Genomic DNA, 16,482 nt, shown 5'->3' on the forward strand with positions numbered 1-16,482 from the left:
GCCTCGATCAGGGCCCGCCTTGTCCGGGGAGGCCCGCAGCCGGCAGCGGTTGCCGGAGGCTGCCCGCGGCGGCGACAAGATGCGAGCCGAACAGGTGGATGTGGTCCTCGATCCGCAGGGCCGGGCCGGAGATGTTCAGCGCGGCGATGATCCTGCCGGAAAAATCTCGCACCGGCGTGCCGATGCCGATGATTTCCGGGTCGAAGATCCGGTTCGCCACTGAGTACTGCCGCTGCCTTGACCGTTTGATCTCCTCGAGGAATGCTGTCGCCTGGCTTTTTGACCCGTCGGGATCTGACGCCTGTGCGATCTCGAGGATCTGGTCGTCCTCGTGATCCATCAGCAGCGCCATGCCGCTTGAGCTGCGGCACACAGGAATGGTTCGCCCGACCCAGCCTTGGGTTTCGATGGAGCGGCGTGAGCTTTCCGACCGCACGGTCAACACCTCGCCGTCGCTGAGGACTGTGAGGTGAGTGCGTTCCCGGACGTAATCGGTGAGCCTGCGCATCACCGGGCCGGCCTTCTTGGCCAGGTGCTGGTCGCCTGCCCTCGATGCCAGGGCATAGAGTCTCCAACTCAGCTCGAAACAGCCAGCGGGATCCCGGGATACCAGTCCTGACTCCAGCAGGTTCTTCAACTGCCGGGAAACGATCGATTTGTCGCGGCCCAAGGCCCGGGAGACCTCGGAAACGGTCATTCCATGGGGGTACGACACCGCATCAGCGGTGCCAAGCACCTCCAAAACCGCCATGATTTTGGCCGCCCCGGTCTGCTTCTGCCCCGTACTCATGCTGCAAACTCTAAAACTTAGATGTGATAGTTGCAACCGCAAGTGTGTAATTCACAACCCAACACTCAGGCTCCATGACCCGTGGAAGGCGATTCTAGAGGTCGTCCGCAGCTAGCCTGCCGGCCTCGCGGGCGATGAGGTCCGCCCTGGACTCCTGGAGGAGGGGCCACTTACGCCGCAGCAGTCGCAGTTCGCCCAGGTCGAGTTCAACATCGAGCTGGCCTGGGTCGGATCCTAGTTGGCCGAGGACTTCTCCGGAAGGGTGGATTACGCGCGAGCCGCCCCAGAAGTCCCGCTGGTTTTCCTCCCCACAACGGTTGACGAAGACCACGAAGGACTGCAATACCACTGCAGCGTGTAGCAGGAGAATTTCCCAGGCACGCGCCGTTGGCACACCCACGTGGCTCGTTGCACTGTTAACGGGCACCACCAAAACTTCAGCGCCTGCATGAGCGGCGAGCCAGGGAATGGCAGGCTGCCAGGCATCGTTGCAGATCAGCACTGACAGGCGCGTGTTCAAAAGGTCCTCGCAGTGCAGCTGTCCACCGGGGCGGAAATGCTTGCGCTCTTCCCATCCGCGGTACGTGGGCAGGAACATCTTGCGCTGAATTCGGGGCTCGCCGTCGCTCAGCAGGGCCGCACTGTTGAAGGTGTGGTGGCGAAAGGCTTCGGCGAAGCCCACCACGGCGGCCGGTCCATGCCTACCCAAACCCAGCAAACGCTGATCTGTGGGCTGCAGTGGCATCGCATCAGGTACTTCGCTCAGGTGATAACCGTGGGTTGCCAGTTCTGGGAGCACCACCAAATCGCTGTCGGTAGCAGCTGCTATCAGGGAGTCTATCTTCTGCAGGTTGCCGTCGACGTCGCCCAGCGTGGGATCAGTCTGCAGCAGCCTGACCTTCAGCTTGTCGCTTTTGATGGCCCAATCTTCAGCAGCTTCGCTCACTGGCAAAATCCCTTCTCGGGCGGGATAACCCACCGTGTCCGCGGAGTGAGCCTCACCCCGGTAGTTCTGTGCTTCACTATTCATGCCGGATGCTGAAGTCGCAATCGTTCGTGCATAAATTGCAACTTTACCGCCGGGTGGACCGGCGAACCGTTGGAACTGAAGCATCGTGCAGGATAATCCGTAGTTGCATATTTTGCACCACAGTGTTGTGCAGATCACACTTCACTTTTAGAGTCGTCCCATGAACCCGGGAAAAGACAGTGGATTGACCCCGCCCGCAGTCGTACCGGCCGGCGAAAGGCTTCCGACAGATGTTTGATGTTCACGTCCACGCCGCGCCGGACGTCATCGACCGCATCGGCTATGACGACCAGATTTGTGCCCAGTACGCAGCCGAAGGTTTCAGCGGGTTCGTGCTCAAAGGACATCAGGAATCAACCGTCGGACGGGCCAAGGCGCTGGCCCGCGCCTCAGGGCTCGACGTCGTCGGGGGCATCGCGCTCAACCGGCCGGTCGGTGGCATCAATCCGGCGGCAGTTGCAGCGACGCTCCATAGCGGCGGCCGTGTCATCTGGTTTCCTACCGCTGACGCGCACACCCAGGAAAGCGCGAGGCTGCCGCGGCTGAGCGATCTTCAACCTCGACTGGGCCGCTCTACTCTTTCCACCCCTCCGGTCCTGGCAGCCGACGACGAGCACCTGAGAAGCATTTGTCTGGTTTTGGATCTGATCGCCGAGTTCGACGCGGTCCTGTGCACGGGACATCTCAGCACTGCTGAATGCCGGTGGCTCTTTGATGAGGCCGGGAAGCGGGGAATCGCCCGGTTCCTGCTCACGCACCCGTCCTATACGGTTCCGGCGATGAGCATAGCGGAGATCGCCGAACTGGCTGACCGTGGCGCCTATGTCGAAATCACTGCCTACCAGCTTTGGCATCAGCCGGAGATGACCGAGGCGCTGCTGGCCGAGGTGGCCCGCGCCGCCGGGGACCGCCTGATTCTCTCCTCCGACGCCGGGCAGCCGAACAGTCCCCAGCCCCCGCTGGCGCTGAAGGATCTCATTGAACGACTGGCCTCCCAGGGCCTCGACTCCAGCTGGCTGCAGGCCAGTGCCTCCGACAACCCCAGGAAGCTCGTGCTGTCATGACAAGTCCCCAACGACTATCCCAAGCGACAATCGGGACGGTGACGTGACGTGAACTTTCTCGAATTCCTGATCAACCGCAGTGACGACATGCTTGAGCTCGGTCTGGGGCACGCCGCCGTCGTCGGTGTCTCGGTCCTGCTGGCCACCGTAATCGGGGTCGGCCTTGGCATCGCCACCTACCGTAAGCCACGGCCGCGTGAAGCGGTCCTCGCCGTCACCGGTGCCTTCCTGACCATTCCGTCCTTCGCGCTATTCATCCTGCTCATCGGACCGCTCGGCCTCGGCGCCATGCCGGTGGTGGTCGCCCTGACCATGTATGGGCTCCTGCCAATCGTCCGGAACACGATCACCGGGTTGCGTGAGGTCGATCCGGCCATCATCGAATCGGCCAGCGGCATGGGAATGAGCCGCTCACAGCAGTTGCTGCGCATCGAGATTCCGCTGGCCTGGCCCGTGATCATCACCGGGGTGCGCGTCACCTCTCTGGTCCTGCTCGGCATCGCGGCCATCGGCTCGGTCGTCCTCGGCCCCGGCTACGGCGAAATGATCTTCACCGGACTCGCCCGGGTGGGCACTCCGGTGGCAGTCAACCTCGTCCTCGCCGGCACCCTCGGCATCATCATTCTCGCCATCCTGTCCGATGTCCTGTTCTACGTCATCCGCAGGCTCACAACCTCCCAAGGAATCCGATGACCAATTCACCCAACATCAGCCAGCCGGCCCGTAAGGTCATGATCCGGCTGGAGAACCTGACCAAGCGCTTCCCGGGCCAGAAGCAGAACGCCGTCGACGATTTGACGCTGGACATCTATGAGGGCGAGATTGTTGTGCTGGTGGGCCCTTCCGGCTGCGGCAAAACCACCACCATGAAGACGATCAACCGAATTATCGAACCAACGTCGGGCCGGATCATCCTCGACGGTGAGGACGTCACCTCCGCGAATCCGGACACGCTCCGACGGCGGATCGGCTACGTCATCCAGCAGGTGGGCCTCTTTCCTCATCTGACCATCGGCGAGAACATCGCGACGGTCCCGAAACTGCTCGGCTGGGACAGCAGGCGCGTGGCTGCCCGGGTCGACGAGCTGCTGGAAATGGTCAATATGTCGCCGGCCGACTACCGCGACCGCTACCCTAAACAACTCTCGGGCGGCCAGCGCCAGCGGGTCGGGGTCGCCAGGGCGCTCGGCGCTGATCCCGACGTGATGCTGATGGATGAGCCTTTCGGCGCGATCGACCCCATCACCCGCGACCGCCTGCAGAACGAATTCCTGCGCCTGCAGTCCGAAGTCCGCAAGACCATTGTCTTCGTCACCCACGATATCGACGAGGCCATCAAGATGGGAGACCGCATCGTCATCCTGCAGGAAGCGTCCCGCATCGCCCAATACGACACCCCCGAGAGGATCCTCACCGCCCCCGCGAACCAATTCGTCGCCGACTTCATCGGCAAGGGAGCCTCGCTGAAGCGGCTGAACCTCAGCCGGGTCTCCGATATCGAGTTGTCCTCCTGGCCCACCGTCCGGGTGGGCGCCGACTCCGCGCAGGTGCTTGATCAGCTGAGGAGCAGCGGGCGGGACTCAGTGCTGGTCCTTGACGACGCCGGGCGGCCGCGCCGCTGGGTCGGCGCTGGGGACCTGCAGTCCTCCTCGAGCGGTGCACTCGATGAAATCGGAATGCCGGTCGACGGCATGGTCGAACCCACCGCCACCCTCAGCGATGCGCTCAACGAACTGATCGCCGCCCGCAACAGTGTCACCGTCGTGGTCGATTCCGCCGGCGTCTACCGCGGGGTGGTGGACATCAACCAGATCAACGAGACGATCCGCGCTATGCGCAGCACTTCTGCCGCCCAGAATGCAGCCGATCTCACTGAACGTTCGACGGCGGGATCGGCCGGTGACCGGCCATGACCACCCTCGCACGCGATCAGGACGTCGTCGCCCAGACCCCGCCGCGGGTCCGCCGCCGGTCGCTGGCCGGTTACGTGATCATGCCGGTGATCTTGGCACTGGTATGTCTTGCCCTGTACCTATATGTGGGGTCACGGGAACTGGACAGCATCGAGGCACGATCACTGAACGCCGCATCGCTGGCCGAAGCGACCTGGGAACATATCCAACTGACCGCGGTGTCGACTCTACTGACCCTCATCGTTGCCGTTCCGTTGGGAATCCTGCTCACCCGTCCCTTCACGCGGCGGATCCGGCCCTATGTGCTGACCCTGCTCACGCTTGGGCAGGCTGTCCCGACCATCGCGGTGCTTGTCCTCCTCGCCGTTGCGTTCCTGTTTCTCGGCTTCCAGGCAGCGGTGGTCGGCCTTGTGCTCTACGCCATCATCCCGGTGTTGCTGAACACCATGGTCGGTCTGGAGCAAGTGGATGAATCCGTGCTTGAAGCCGGTCGCGGCATGGGTATTTCGAAGTTCGGGGTGCTGCGACGGCTGGAACTTCCGCTCTCCGTGCCGATCATCCTGGCCGGTGTGCGCACGGCTCTGGTCATCAACGTCGGCACCGCCACCCTCACCACCTATATCAACGCCGGAGGCCTCGGCGACATCATCGTTGCCGGGCTGTCCACCAATCGTGTCCTGATCCAGATCGTCGGTGCCGCCCTCACCGCGGTCCTGGCCCTGCTGATCGACTACCTGGCGGGAATCGCCGAAGACTTCCTTCGCCCCAAAGGGCTGTAAGACCATTCCAACCACTAGAAGAGGAACCATGAACACAACATCCGCGCAGGCGAAAACCCTCACATTCCTTGGTCTCGGCCTTGCCCTCACGCTGACTGCCTGTGGCGGCGGAGACACCGGCGGCGGTGCAGCCGCCGACGGCGAACTCGCCGGTGCCGAACTGTCCGTCGGCTCCAAAGAATTCACCGAATCAATCCTGTTGGCCCAGATCACCGCAGCCGCCCTGGAAAACGCCGGTGCAACGGTCGAGGACAAGACCGGCATCTCCGGCAGCGCCACCGTCCGCGAAGCCCTGGTAACCGGTGAAGTCGACATGTACTGGGACTACACCGGCACCGGTTGGGTCAATATCCTCGGCAACACCACCGAGGAAGTTCCCGAAGACCTGTATGCAGCCGTCGCCGAAGGCGATGCCGCGAACAAGATCGCGTGGCTGGAGCCGGCACCCTTCGAAAACACCTACCGTATCGCTGTTCCCACAACCTTCGCTGAGGAAAACAGCCTCACCACCATGAGTGACGCCGCAACCTACATCCAGGAGAACCCGGATGATGGAGTGGTCTGCGCCGCCAGCGAGTTCATCAACCGCGACGACGGACTGCCCGGCCTGGAAGCGGCCTACGGCTTCGAATTCAGCAGCATCGTCGAACTCGACCTGAACCTGATTTACACCCAGATCGGCGAGGAATGCAGCTTCGGTGAGGTGTTCTCCACCGACGCCCGCATCGTCTCCAACGACCTGACCGTCCTCGAGGATGACCAAGAATTCTTCGTCGAGTACCAGGGCGCGATGACCCTCCGCCAGGAAACACTCGACGAATACCCCGCCATCGCCGACATCATGGCGCCCGTCGGGGAAGCACTCACCAACGAGACCATCACCGAACTCAACGGCAGGATCGACAACGACGGCGAAGAACCGCGCGACGTCGCCGACGAGTGGCTCGAGAGCGAAGGCCTCATCGGCTGACCCAAGCTGCGTCCCACCGAAACTCTGACTATGAACACGAATACGAAAAAGAAGGAAACACAGTGATTGAGAAGGAAACCACATTCTTCAGCGAGGGAAGCCGCCTGAAGGCCACCCTCTACTACCCGGACGACCTCCCCGCGAACGGCCCGCATCCGGCGTTGATCGTCAACTCCGGATACCAGGGATTCAACGAGTTCTACCCGAAGATGTTCGCCAAGAACATGACCAGACGCGGTTACGTCTGCCTCGGCTTCGACTACCGCGGAATGGCGGACAGCGAGGGCGAAAAGGGCACCGTCCTCATTGAGCAGCAGGTCGAGGACATCCGCAACGCCATCACGTTCATGCAGGCCCAGGAGGATGTGGACGATCACCGGATAGGGCTCATCGGCTGGGGAATGGGCGCGGCGAACGTCGTCCTGGCCGGCGTAAAGGCACGGAACGTCGCCGGAGTGGCTGCACTGAACGGCTTCTACGACGGCGAAAGGTGGCTCAAATCAATCCACACCTTCGACGAGTACACCAAGATCCTCGACGAGGTACAGGTGGATCGTAGGCGGCGGGTCCTCGAAGGGGAATCACAGCTGGCCGACACGTTCGCCCACTACCCGCTGGATCCTGCCACTGAGGATTATGTAGGGAAGGAACTCTCCCAGGTGTATGGTTTCGGGCACCCCACACGGCTGCAGTTCACCGAGTCCATCATCGACGTCAAGGTGGAGAAAATGGTCAGGGACCTCGCGCCAACGCCCCTGTTCATTGGACACGGGTCGCGCAACACCCTGCACCCCTACGACGAGGCGCTGTCGTTGTACGAGGCAGCATCCTCCCCCAAAACGCTGTACACGATCGACGGACGCCACAACGACTTCATGTACGGCGACCACCCCGAATTCCTGATCCTCTGCGACCGCCTCCAGGAGTTTTTCGATTCCGCCTTCGCGGCCAGCGCGTCGCCGATTCGGAGCGTCTCCGCTTAGCTCCACCCGAACGAAAGGGAGGGGCCTACCACTGGTAGGCCCCTCCCTTTGCCGTTTCAGGTCACCCCGCAGGAGAAGTTCGCGGCGGCCGCAGCGGTTACTCTCTGGGTGTTGCCCGGTCCAGCAGTTGGGCCAGGTGAATACCGCGGCGGTCGCTGAGGTCCTCCAGCTGGGTGCGGCACGAGTAACCGTCAGCGAGCACGACGGCCTCCGCGGAGGCGGCGCGGACCGCCGGCAGCAACTGCTGCTCGGCGACCGCCACGGAGATCTCGTAGTGGCCCCGCTCCACCCCGAAGTTCCCTGCAAGCCCGCAGCACCCGCCGAGCTTTTGCAGGTTCGCGCCCGCACCCTCCAACAGAGCGGCGTCGGGGCTCCAGCCCATGACCGCATGATGATGGCAGTGCGGCTGCGCGACGACAGTCGTTCCCTCCAATGAGGGTGGGGTGTACCCCGGGGTCTTTGCGAGGAATTCCGCGAGGGTGTGCGTCGCCCCTGCGACCGGACCGGCGGCAGCACGGCCGAGCAGCTCGACGGCATCCGAGCGGAGGACGCCCGTGCAGGACGGCTCCAGGCCCACGATCGGAATTCCCTCCTCGACGGACCTGCCAAGCACGTCAATGCTGGAGCGCAAGATCTTCCTGGCGGTATCCAGTTGTCCGGTGGAGATCCAGGTAAGGCCGCAGCACACGGGCTGATCCGGGATGCGCACCTCATACCCGGCCGATTCGAGCACCCGTACCGCGGCCTGCCCCACCTCCGGCGAGAAGTTGTTCGTGAACGAGTCCGCCCACAGGAGCACCGGCGGGCGGGTCTCGGAAGCGGTAACACCGCGCGCTTTGAACCAGGCATGGAACGTCTGCGGTGCGAAGGCGGGAATGTTCCGGCGCTGGTCCACCCCGGCCAGCCGCAGCCCGAGTTGCCGCATGCCGGGCAGCCGCACCAGGGCGTTGACCAGCCGCGGTGCGAACGCTGCCAATCCGGCCCACCGGGGCAGCCAGCCCAGCGAGTAGTGGGACGCAGGTCGGATCCTGCCCTGGTAGCTCTGATGGAGTACCTCGGCTTTGTAGGCGGCCATGTCGATCCCCGTCGGGCAGTCGGATGCGCACCCTTTGCAGGAAAGACAGAGATCCAGTGCGTCGTGGACTTCCGGCGCGCGCCAGTTCGGCTTGCCGCCCTTTATTCCTCCTGTGACGCTGCCGTTGATCATTTCCTGCAGCGCCCGAGCCCGCCCCCGGGTGGAGTCCTTTTCTTCCAGCGTCGCGATGTACGACGGGCACATCACCGTCGAGTTGTCATTGTGGGCGGCGCGGCACTGTCCCACACCGGTGCAGCGGTGCACGGCCTGGCTGAAGTCGCCGCCGTCGTGCAGATATCCGAAACCGAGCCCCGAGCGCAGCGGACCCGCCTCGGCAACGCGGACGTTCGCGTCCAGCGGCTCCGGATCGACGAGCACGCCGGGGTTGAGGATGTTGTCCGGGTCCAGGATGCCCTTGACCTTGCCGAAGAGTGAGATCGCCGCGGGCGTGTACAGGTAGGGCAGGAGTTCACTGCGGGCACGGCCGTCGCCATGCTCCCCGGACAGTGAGCCCCCGTACCGCGCCACCAGCTTCGCGGCGTCGGTGAGGAACGCGCGGAACGCGGCCTTACCGTCCTCGCGATGGAACGGGAAGTCGAGGCGGACATGCACGCAACCGTCGCCGAAATGTCCGAACGGGAACCCGGTGAGGGAGTGCGTGAGCAGGAGGTCGTCGAAATCGCGTAGGTAATCCCCCAGCCTCTCGGGCGGCACCGCGGCGTCCTCCCAGCCGGCGTGCGCAGGCACTCCGGCGGGCGACCGGCCTGCGAGCCCGCCGCCGTCCTCGCGGATCCGCCAAAGTGCAGCTGCCTGTCGGGCATCTCCGATGATGCGGGAATGCCGGGCGGCACCGATGCGGCTGACCCGCGCCGCCCGGTCGGCGACCTCCGCAGCATCGACTCCGGATATCTCGACGAACAGCCAGGCGGCGCCGCCGGGAAGTTCGGGCACGGCCTGTGGGCCCTTGCGGCTGCGGACCACTTCGACGATCCGCGAATCCAGCCCCTCGCAGGCGGTGGGCTCGAAGGGCAGGACGGCGGGTACGGCATCGCCGGCGTCCCCGATGTTCTCGAAGCCCAGCACCACCATCGTCTTGTACGGCAGGTCGGCCACCAGCCGCACTCCCGCTTCGAGCACGACGGCCAGCGTGCCTTCGCTTCCGACGAGCATCCGGCGCAGGTCGAAACCGCGTTCGGGCAGCAGGTGCTCGAGAGAATAGCCGGACACCTGCCGGCCGAACCGGCCGAGCTCGGTACGGATGGTGCCCAATTCGGAACCCACCAGCGACCGCAGCGCGTCGGTTTCCGGCGTCGATGGCGTACCCTCCGCGCCGAGGTGCAGGCGTGTGCCGGAGCCGGTGACGACGTCGAGTTGCGTCACGTTGTCCGCGGTGCGTCCGTAGGCGAGCGCCCGTGAACCGCAGGCGTTGTTGCCGATCATCCCGCCGACCGTGCAGCGGCTGTGGGTGGAGGGGTCGGGACCGAACCGGAGGCCGTTGGCCAGCGCGACCTTCTGCAGGGTGGCGTGGACTGCCCCGGGTTCGACGACGGCCGTGCGGGCCTCGGTGTCGAACTCCAGGACCTTGTTCAGGTGGCGGCTGAAATCGATCACCACGCCGCTACCGATGGCGTTACCGGCGATGGAGGTCCCGGCGCCGCGTGGTGTGAATGGAATGCCGCGGCTCCGGCAGACCTCCAGCGTGGTGAGGACTTCGTCCAGGTGTCGCGGAAAGACGACCGCTGCGGGTTGCATCCGATACAGGGAGGCATCACTGGAGTAGACGGCACGGGAGGTGGCGTCCGCCCGTGCGTCTGCAACGCCGCGCGACTGGAGTTCGGATACAAGGGATCGGGGTGCTGAGAGCGTCGTCGGCATGAGTAACATGTTACTCCTTCCGCCCCGCCACCGCCGACTAGTCTTGGAGGCATGATCCATTCCACCGACGACGCCCGGAATCCCCCGGTGCGTCCCCCCACGCTCACCGACCGCACCATCGAAGCGGTTCGGGAAGGCATCCGGGCCGGCACGCTGGTGCCGGGAAAGTTGTATTCGGTCTACCGGCTGGCCGATGAACTGGGTGTTTCCCGTAGCCCGGTCCGGGATGCACTGCTGCGGCTGGCGGAAACCGGGGTGGTGGCCTTCGAGCGAAACCGGGGTTTCCGCGTCGTCCTTCCCGGAGCACGCGAGCTGACCGAGATCATCGCCGTTCGCCTCGCGCTGGAGGTGCCGGCCGCCGAGCGCGCAGCGGTTCGTGCACAGGAGTCCGACCACGCGGCCCTGCAGGCGGAGTATGAGGCGATGCAGTCGTCGGTCGCAGCTGGAGATGAGACGGCGTTCCTCCTGCATGACCAGCGGCTTCACGCGCTCTTGCTGGAACTCGCCGGCAACGCCCACGCCACCCGGATCATCGAAAACCTGCGGGATGCCACCCGACTGGTCGGCACCTCCACCATCCGGAGGTCCCGTTCCCTGGAGGACGTGTACCTGGAGCACCGGCCGATCCTTGACGCAATTTCAGGGGGCGACGCACCGGCGGCCGGTGCCGCCATGCGACGCCACCTCGAGTCGACAGGCCGGCTGCTGCTGCGGGAGGCAGCGGGCGGATCCGAGGCGGGCACTGATCCCGACGCACTCTGGGACGAGCTGGTGTGGCCTCCTCCCGGAGTATCGGCCTGACCTGCGAAGCGCCGAATTCGCACGGCTGATGAAACGCCAAAGGGGAACGAGCCGACGGCCCGTTCCCCCTTGGACGAGAAGCCCCGGTGTTTAGTGGGGGTCCTCCTGGGCTGCTTTCTGGCTGTCCGCCGCGAGGTCCGCATCGATGGAGGCCTGACGGGCCTTCGGGCTCAGCAGGCTCGCGACCACTGCGACGACGATGGTGAACACGATGACGGCGAGTGACACGAAGGTGGGAATCTCGGGTGCCCATTCGATGTGTTGGCCGCCGTTGATGAACGGCAGTTCGTTGACGTGCATTGCGTGGAGGACGAGCTTCACGCCGATGAACGCGAGGATCACGGACAGCGCATGCTTCAGGTAGATCAACCGGGTCATCAGACCGCCCAGCAGGAAGTACAGCTGGCGAAGACCCATGAGCGCGAAGATGTTGGCCGTGAAGACGATGAAGGCGCTCTGGGTGAGGCCGAAGATCGCCGGGATGGAGTCGACCGCGAAGAGCAGGTCGGTCAGCCCGATGGTGACGAAGACGATGAGCATCGGTGTGAAGACCTTCTTGCCGTCGACCACCGTGCGGAGCTTTCCGCCGTCGTACTTGTCGGACATCGGCACCACGGTGCGGAGCTTCTTGATCAGCTTGTTTTCGCCGGCATCCTCTTCATCCTCGCCGGAATCCGTGGCCTGCTTGTACGCGGTGTAGAGCAGGAAGGCGCCGAAGATGTAGAAGATCCAGCTGAAGTTCTCGATGACGGCAGCGCCCAGGGCGATGAAGATGCCGCGGAGCACCAGCGCGATGATGATGCCCACCATCAGCACTTCCTGCTGGTATTTCCGGGGAACGGAGAAGCGGGCCATGATGATGATGAAGACGAAGAGGTTGTCGATGCTGAGGCTGTACTCGGTGATCCAGCCGGCCACGAACTGGCCGCCGTATTCGGCGCCGGTGAAGTAGAACATGAGCGCGGCGAAGATCAGGGCGAGGCTCACGTAGAAGCCCACCCACAGGCCGGCTTCCTTCATGGAGGGCTCGTGGGGCCGCTTGACGACCAGCAACAGGTCGAACAACAGAATAATGCCGAGGACGACGAACGTGCCGACCTCGAATGCGAGTGGTAAAGCGGGCATGGATAACCTTCCAGGGCTGCGACGGAATGGCGTAAGTCTCTCCGCCGTGGCGCTGTGCCGGCCGACCGCTACGCCCGGCGGGGCTGCACTGCCCCGCGTGTTGACGTTCGTAGCGCTTGGGATACTCCCCTACGTGCGCTCCATGTTACCGGTTGCGCGCGGACTCCGCCGAAATATCGTCCCGGGCCGCGAGCCGCTGGACATGATGCACGATTTCCGGTTCGTCCCAGTACCGCGCGTGGCCGCGCACTTCACCGTCCGCATCGACGGCCGGCAGCTCGACGTTGACGGCTCCGGCGACCGGAAAACCGATGGGGTCCGTGGGCCGCCAGAAGTTGACCCAACTCGTGCAGCGCCCTGCCAGGATTGCGAACCAGCCGGGCGGGAAATAGCCGGGAAAGAAAACGGCGTAGAGGGACGCCAGCGGGGAACCGGTGGTGATGAGGTGCCGTTCACCCGTTCCGACGCCGTCGAACCCCGCCTTCTCGCTTCCGGCCAGCAGCCAGGCGGCGAGGACGCTCCCCTGGCTGTGCGCCACGAGGGCGACCCTGGTTGCTCCGGCGGATTCGAGTTGCGACCCTAGCCCCGCCACTACTCGGTTCCGGTACGAAACTCCGGCCAGGGGGTGGTCCCGCACCGGCCAGAAACCCGCGATATCGGCCACTTTTCCCAGGACCTCCTGAACGGGCTGGACCTGGCGCAGGAGGAGCGTGAGCACGACGGCCGCACCCGCAACCTGCAGCAGGAGTACCGCAAGGGCCAGCCACACCCCGCCGAGCACGCCCTCGCCGAAGCTGATGGCGAGGGCCATTGCCGCACCTGCCGACACCGAGCCCAAAGGAATCCCCAGGGGAAGGAGGTGGGCGGCGTCCCCGATGACCCGGTGCCACCACAGGCGCCTCTGAAGCCGGCCCCGCCACAGCGCACCGAGCCCCAGCCCGGGGCGGACAAGCACGACGGCGGCCGCGGCAAGGACGAACGCTGTCAGCGCGATCAGGGCGAGGAAGGGAAACAGGTCGAGCCGACTGTCGCCGAGGTTCAGCGGCTCGTCCCGGGCGAGGAGGATCCGCGGCCGGGCATCCGTGGCTGCCGGAGCGAGCTTGAAAAGGCGGCCGAGATACCCGAGCACGTTGTCGAGCACGAGGCGCACCAGCGCGTTCACCGAGTGCATCAGGAGGAGCGCCGCGATCAGCAGGCCACCGGCACCAGCAGCCGGCACCAGTGGACGCTTCGCCCGCCGTCCGCCTGCTGCGTGCAGCGCCGTCGAGGCCAGCGGGAGGACGAGAACCATGGCGAGGCTCACCGCGATCCACAGCGCCATCGCGTCGAGCCTCAACCCGGCGGGAGCCTCCGACGACGGCCACCCCGCGTAAGCGAGCTCGCCCGGCGGCCACCGGGCAAGCACGGCTCCCCCGGCGATCACCACGCCGGCGTGCAGCAGGATCGTACCCGGACTTCGGCGGGAAGTCCCCGCCTGCCGCCGGATCACCAGAAACCACTTTCCCGCCAGGAGCGCTGTGAGCACCGCCGTCGCGGTCAGCGGTACGAGCCCGACACCGCCGAAGGACGCAGCGGGGGGAAGGTGGACCGCCACCGTTTCGAGGAGAACCACGAGCCAGGCCAGTGAACTGAGCGTCAATATCAGTGAGCCGAGCTGAACGATCCACCAGGCCCGCCCGATTCGCCCCTCCCGGCCGTCGGTCATCCTGCCCGCCAGGTTCGCCAGCGTGAAGGGGAAGGCGAGGTACCACAGGAATCCGGTGCGCTTCCGGTTCGATCGGGACCAGTTGACGAGCTTCAACCGGTGGTCCGGCAGGACCGGTGGTTCGGCAACCTCGACCCACTGGTTGATCCGTCTGACCCGTGGGCTCGCCAGACTGTTCAGGTACTCGACCTCCCCGATTCCGTGAACCCGAAGTTCAAGGAAGTTCTCTCTCCGGATCGGCTGGCTGTCCTGCATCGGCTCCTTGTGCACCTTCTAGGCGTGCCCGGCAGACTGCATCTGGCGGAGCTCCTTCTTCAGGTCCCCGACCTCGTCCCGCAACCTGCCCGCCAGCTCGAACTTGAGTTCGGCCGCCGCAGCATGCATCTGGTCGGTCAGCTGCTGGATGAGGTCGGTCAGGTCTTCTGCTGGAACCGCTGCCAGACCGTCATGCCGCAGCGCCTTCCCCTTGGACTTCTTGCCCTTCGACGCGGCTTCGAGGAGGGCCCTGGTGTCCGCATCCTCACGATTGATGGTATCGGTGATATCGGCGATCCGCTTCCGGAGCGGAGTGGGATCAATACCGTGTTCAAGGTTGTGGGCCACCTGGATGGCGCGCCGGCGGTTCGTCTCGTCGATGGCGTGGGCCATGGAGTCCGTGATGCGGTCCGCATACATGTGCACCTCGCCGGAGACGTTGCGGGCTGCGCGGCCGATCGTCTGGATCAACGACGTGGAGCTGCGGAGGAACCCTTCCTTGTCCGCGTCGAGGATGCTCACGAGCGACACTTCGGGCAGGTCGAGGCCTTCGCGCAGCAGGTTGATTCCCACCAGGACGTCGAACGTGCCCATCCGCAGTTCACGCAGCAGCTCGACGCGGCGCAGGGTGTCGACGTCGGAGTGGAGGTACTCCACCTTCACCCCGTGCTCGAGCAGGTATCCCGTGAGGTCCTCCGACATGCGCTTGGTGAGCGTGGTCACGAGGACGCGCTCGTTCCGCTCCACCCGCGTGTGGATCTCCCCCAGAAGGTCATCGATCTGCCCCTTCGTGGGCTTGACCACCACTTCGGGGTCGACGAGGCCCGTGGGCCGGATGATCTGCTGCACGTAGCCGTCGCCCTTGGCGAGCTCGTACTTGCCCGGAGTTGCCGAGAGATAGACCGTCTGCCCGATGCGGTCGAGGAATTCATCCCACTTCAGCGGCCGGTTGTCCATGGCCGACGGCAGACGGAAGCCGTGGTCCACCAGGGTTCGCTTGCGGGACGCGTCACCCTCGTACATGGCCCCGATCTGCGGAATCGTGACATGCGACTCGTCGACCACGAGCAGGAAGTCGTCGGGGAAATAGTCGAGGAGGCAGTGGGGTGCCGAGGCGGCGTCGCGGCCGTCGATATGGCGCGAGTAGTTCTCGATGCCGTTGCAGAACCCCATCTGCTCCATCATCTCGAGGTCGTAGGTCACGCGCATGCGCAGCCGCTGGGCCTCCACCAGCTTGTTCTGCGATTCGAACTCGGTCAGCCGCTGCTGCAGTTCATCCTCGATGGCCTTGATCGCCCGCGACATACGGTCGGGGCCGGCGACGTAGTGCGACGCGGGGAAGACGTACATCTCCTCTTCCTCACGGATCACGTTCCCGGTCAGCGGGTCGAGGGTGTAGATGTTCTCCACCTCGTCACCGAAGAACTCGATCCGGAGCGCGTGCTCCTCATACATGGGGATGATCTCCACGGTGTCGCCGCGCACCCGGAAGGTGCCGCGGTGGAAGTCCATATCATTGCGGGTGTACTGCATGCCCACGAACTGTCGCAGGAGGTCGTCCCGGTTCTTCTGCTCGCCCCTGCGCAGCGTCACCATCTTGTTGATGTACTCCTCAGGCGTGCCGAGGCCGTAGATGCAGGACACGGTGGCCACCACGATGACGTCGCGTCGGGTGAGCAGCGCGTTCGTGGCGGAGTGCCTCAGCCGTTCCACCTCCTCATTGATGGAGGAGTCCTTCTCGATGAAGGTGTCCGTTTGCGGAACGTATGCTTCGGGCTGGTAGTAGTCGTAGTAGGAGACGAAATACTCCACCGCATTGTTGGGCAGGAGTTCACGGAACTCGTTGGCGAGTTGCGCCGCGAGCGTCTTGTTCTGCACCATCACCAGGGTGGGCCGCTGGACCTGCTCGATCAGCCAGGCCGTCGTCGCGCTCTTGCCCGTGCCCGTGGCGCCCAGGAGGACGACATCCTTCTCGCCGGCGTTGATGCGCTCGCTCAGCTCCGCGATGGCCGTGGGCTGGTCACCCGCCGGAGTGTACTCGCTGATGACCTCGAAGGGAGCTACGACCCGCTTGATATCCTGCGCAAGACTCATGATTCAACGGTAGCGCCTGCTAC

Annotated in this window: 13 protein-coding genes; 7 read left to right on the forward strand and 6 right to left on the reverse strand. The window is 64.6% G+C overall.

Annotation, left to right across the window (positions count from 1 at the left end; genetic code table 11):
- Positions 1-7: 7 nt before the first annotated feature.
- Both IWX75_RS13945 and IWX75_RS13950 read right to left on the reverse strand, forming a co-directional pair.
- On the reverse strand, positions 8-790 hold the full coding sequence (locus IWX75_RS13945) for an IclR family transcriptional regulator (RefSeq protein ID WP_196822848.1): 783 nt from the start codon (positions 788-790) through the stop codon (positions 8-10).
- 94 nt (positions 791-884) lie between these two features.
- Complete coding sequence (locus IWX75_RS13950) at positions 885-1,958, reverse strand: nitrilase-related carbon-nitrogen hydrolase (RefSeq protein ID WP_196822849.1); 1,074 nt, start codon at positions 1,956-1,958, stop codon at positions 885-887.
- A gap of 92 nt (positions 1,959-2,050) precedes the next feature.
- On the opposite strand from IWX75_RS13950, the gene IWX75_RS13955 reads away from it, so the two are divergent.
- The 6 genes from IWX75_RS13955 to IWX75_RS13980 all read left to right on the forward strand — a co-directional run bounded on the left by IWX75_RS13955 (position 2,051) and on the right by IWX75_RS13980 (position 7,529).
- Positions 2,051-2,884: a DUF6282 family protein gene (locus tag IWX75_RS13955; protein ID WP_196822850.1), complete on the forward strand. Its 834-nt coding sequence runs from the start codon at positions 2,051-2,053 to the stop codon at positions 2,882-2,884.
- A gap of 48 nt (positions 2,885-2,932) precedes the next feature.
- Positions 2,933-3,577, forward strand: a complete 645-nt coding sequence (locus IWX75_RS13960) for an ABC transporter permease (RefSeq protein WP_196822851.1) — start codon at positions 2,933-2,935, stop codon at positions 3,575-3,577.
- The gene (locus IWX75_RS13965) at positions 3,574-4,797 is read left to right on the forward strand and encodes an ABC transporter ATP-binding protein (protein ID WP_196822852.1); all 1,224 of its coding nucleotides are present in this window, start codon (positions 3,574-3,576) and stop codon (positions 4,795-4,797) included. The genes IWX75_RS13960 and IWX75_RS13965 overlap by 4 nt, the downstream gene beginning before the upstream one ends.
- Positions 4,794-5,576, forward strand: a complete 783-nt coding sequence (locus tag IWX75_RS13970; RefSeq protein ID WP_196822853.1) for an ABC transporter permease — start codon at positions 4,794-4,796, stop codon at positions 5,574-5,576. The genes IWX75_RS13965 and IWX75_RS13970 overlap by 4 nt, the downstream gene beginning before the upstream one ends.
- Before the next feature lie 28 nt (positions 5,577-5,604).
- The gene (locus IWX75_RS13975; RefSeq protein ID WP_196822854.1) at positions 5,605-6,546 is read left to right on the forward strand and encodes a glycine betaine ABC transporter substrate-binding protein; all 942 of its coding nucleotides are present in this window, start codon (positions 5,605-5,607) and stop codon (positions 6,544-6,546) included.
- A gap of 62 nt (positions 6,547-6,608) precedes the next feature.
- The gene (locus IWX75_RS13980; protein WP_196822855.1) at positions 6,609-7,529 is read left to right on the forward strand and encodes an alpha/beta hydrolase; all 921 of its coding nucleotides are present in this window, start codon (positions 6,609-6,611) and stop codon (positions 7,527-7,529) included.
- Between the two features lie 97 nt (positions 7,530-7,626).
- Here IWX75_RS13980 and IWX75_RS13985 read toward each other — a convergent pair whose 3' ends face one another.
- Positions 7,627-10,488 (reverse strand): FAD-binding and (Fe-S)-binding domain-containing protein, encoded by a 2,862-nt coding sequence (locus tag IWX75_RS13985; protein WP_334684352.1) that lies wholly within the window; start codon positions 10,486-10,488, stop codon positions 7,627-7,629.
- Positions 10,489-10,530: 42 nt separating this feature from the next.
- Here IWX75_RS13985 and IWX75_RS13990 point away from each other — a divergent pair, with 42 nt between their 5' ends.
- Positions 10,531-11,280 carry a GntR family transcriptional regulator gene (locus IWX75_RS13990; protein WP_196822856.1) on the forward strand — a complete coding sequence of 250 codons (750 nt, stop codon included), beginning with the start codon at positions 10,531-10,533 and terminating at the stop codon, positions 11,278-11,280.
- A gap of 90 nt (positions 11,281-11,370) precedes the next feature.
- Here IWX75_RS13990 and IWX75_RS13995 read toward each other — a convergent pair whose 3' ends face one another.
- The 3 genes from IWX75_RS13995 to uvrB all read right to left on the reverse strand — a co-directional run bounded on the left by IWX75_RS13995 (position 11,371) and on the right by uvrB (position 16,459).
- On the reverse strand, positions 11,371-12,405 hold the full coding sequence (locus IWX75_RS13995; protein WP_196822857.1) for a TerC family protein: 1,035 nt from the start codon (positions 12,403-12,405) through the stop codon (positions 11,371-11,373).
- Between the two features lie 145 nt (positions 12,406-12,550).
- A complete protein-coding gene (locus IWX75_RS14000) occupies positions 12,551-14,365 on the reverse strand; it encodes a hypothetical protein (RefSeq protein ID WP_196822858.1) in 1,815 nt (604 codons plus the stop codon).
- An 18-nt stretch (positions 14,366-14,383) separates the two neighbouring features.
- Positions 14,384-16,459 (reverse strand): excinuclease ABC subunit UvrB, encoded by a 2,076-nt coding sequence (gene uvrB / locus IWX75_RS14005; protein ID WP_196822859.1) that lies wholly within the window; start codon positions 16,457-16,459, stop codon positions 14,384-14,386.
- Positions 16,460-16,482: the final 23 nt, after the last annotated feature.

This window comes from Arthrobacter sp. CAN_A6, from assembly GCF_015751715.1.
Taxonomy (GTDB): Bacteria; Actinomycetota; Actinomycetes; order Actinomycetales; family Micrococcaceae; genus Arthrobacter_D.

Excerpts from the sequence above, each read along its gene's own strand:
- IWX75_RS13945 (WP_196822848.1), bottom strand. The coding sequence starts at position 790 with ATGAGTACGGGGCAGAAGCAGACCGGGGCGGCCAAAATCATGGCGGTT.
- IWX75_RS13955 (WP_196822850.1), top strand. The coding sequence starts at position 2,051 with ATGTTTGATGTTCACGTCCACGCCGCGCCGGACGTCATCGACCGCATC.
- IWX75_RS13965 (WP_196822852.1), top strand. The coding sequence starts at position 3,574 with ATGACCAATTCACCCAACATCAGCCAGCCGGCCCGTAAGGTCATGATC.
- IWX75_RS13970 (WP_196822853.1), top strand. The coding sequence starts at position 4,794 with ATGACCACCCTCGCACGCGATCAGGACGTCGTCGCCCAGACCCCGCCG.
- IWX75_RS13975 (WP_196822854.1), top strand. The coding sequence starts at position 5,605 with ATGAACACAACATCCGCGCAGGCGAAAACCCTCACATTCCTTGGTCTC.
- IWX75_RS13985 (WP_334684352.1), bottom strand. The coding sequence starts at position 10,488 with ATGTTACTCATGCCGACGACGCTCTCAGCACCCCGATCCCTTGTATCC.
- IWX75_RS13990 (WP_196822856.1), top strand. The coding sequence starts at position 10,531 with ATGATCCATTCCACCGACGACGCCCGGAATCCCCCGGTGCGTCCCCCC.
- IWX75_RS13995 (WP_196822857.1), bottom strand. The coding sequence starts at position 12,405 with ATGCCCGCTTTACCACTCGCATTCGAGGTCGGCACGTTCGTCGTCCTC.
- IWX75_RS14000 (WP_196822858.1), bottom strand. The coding sequence starts at position 14,365 with ATGCAGGACAGCCAGCCGATCCGGAGAGAGAACTTCCTTGAACTTCGG.
- uvrB (WP_196822859.1), bottom strand. The coding sequence starts at position 16,459 with ATGAGTCTTGCGCAGGATATCAAGCGGGTCGTAGCTCCCTTCGAGGTC.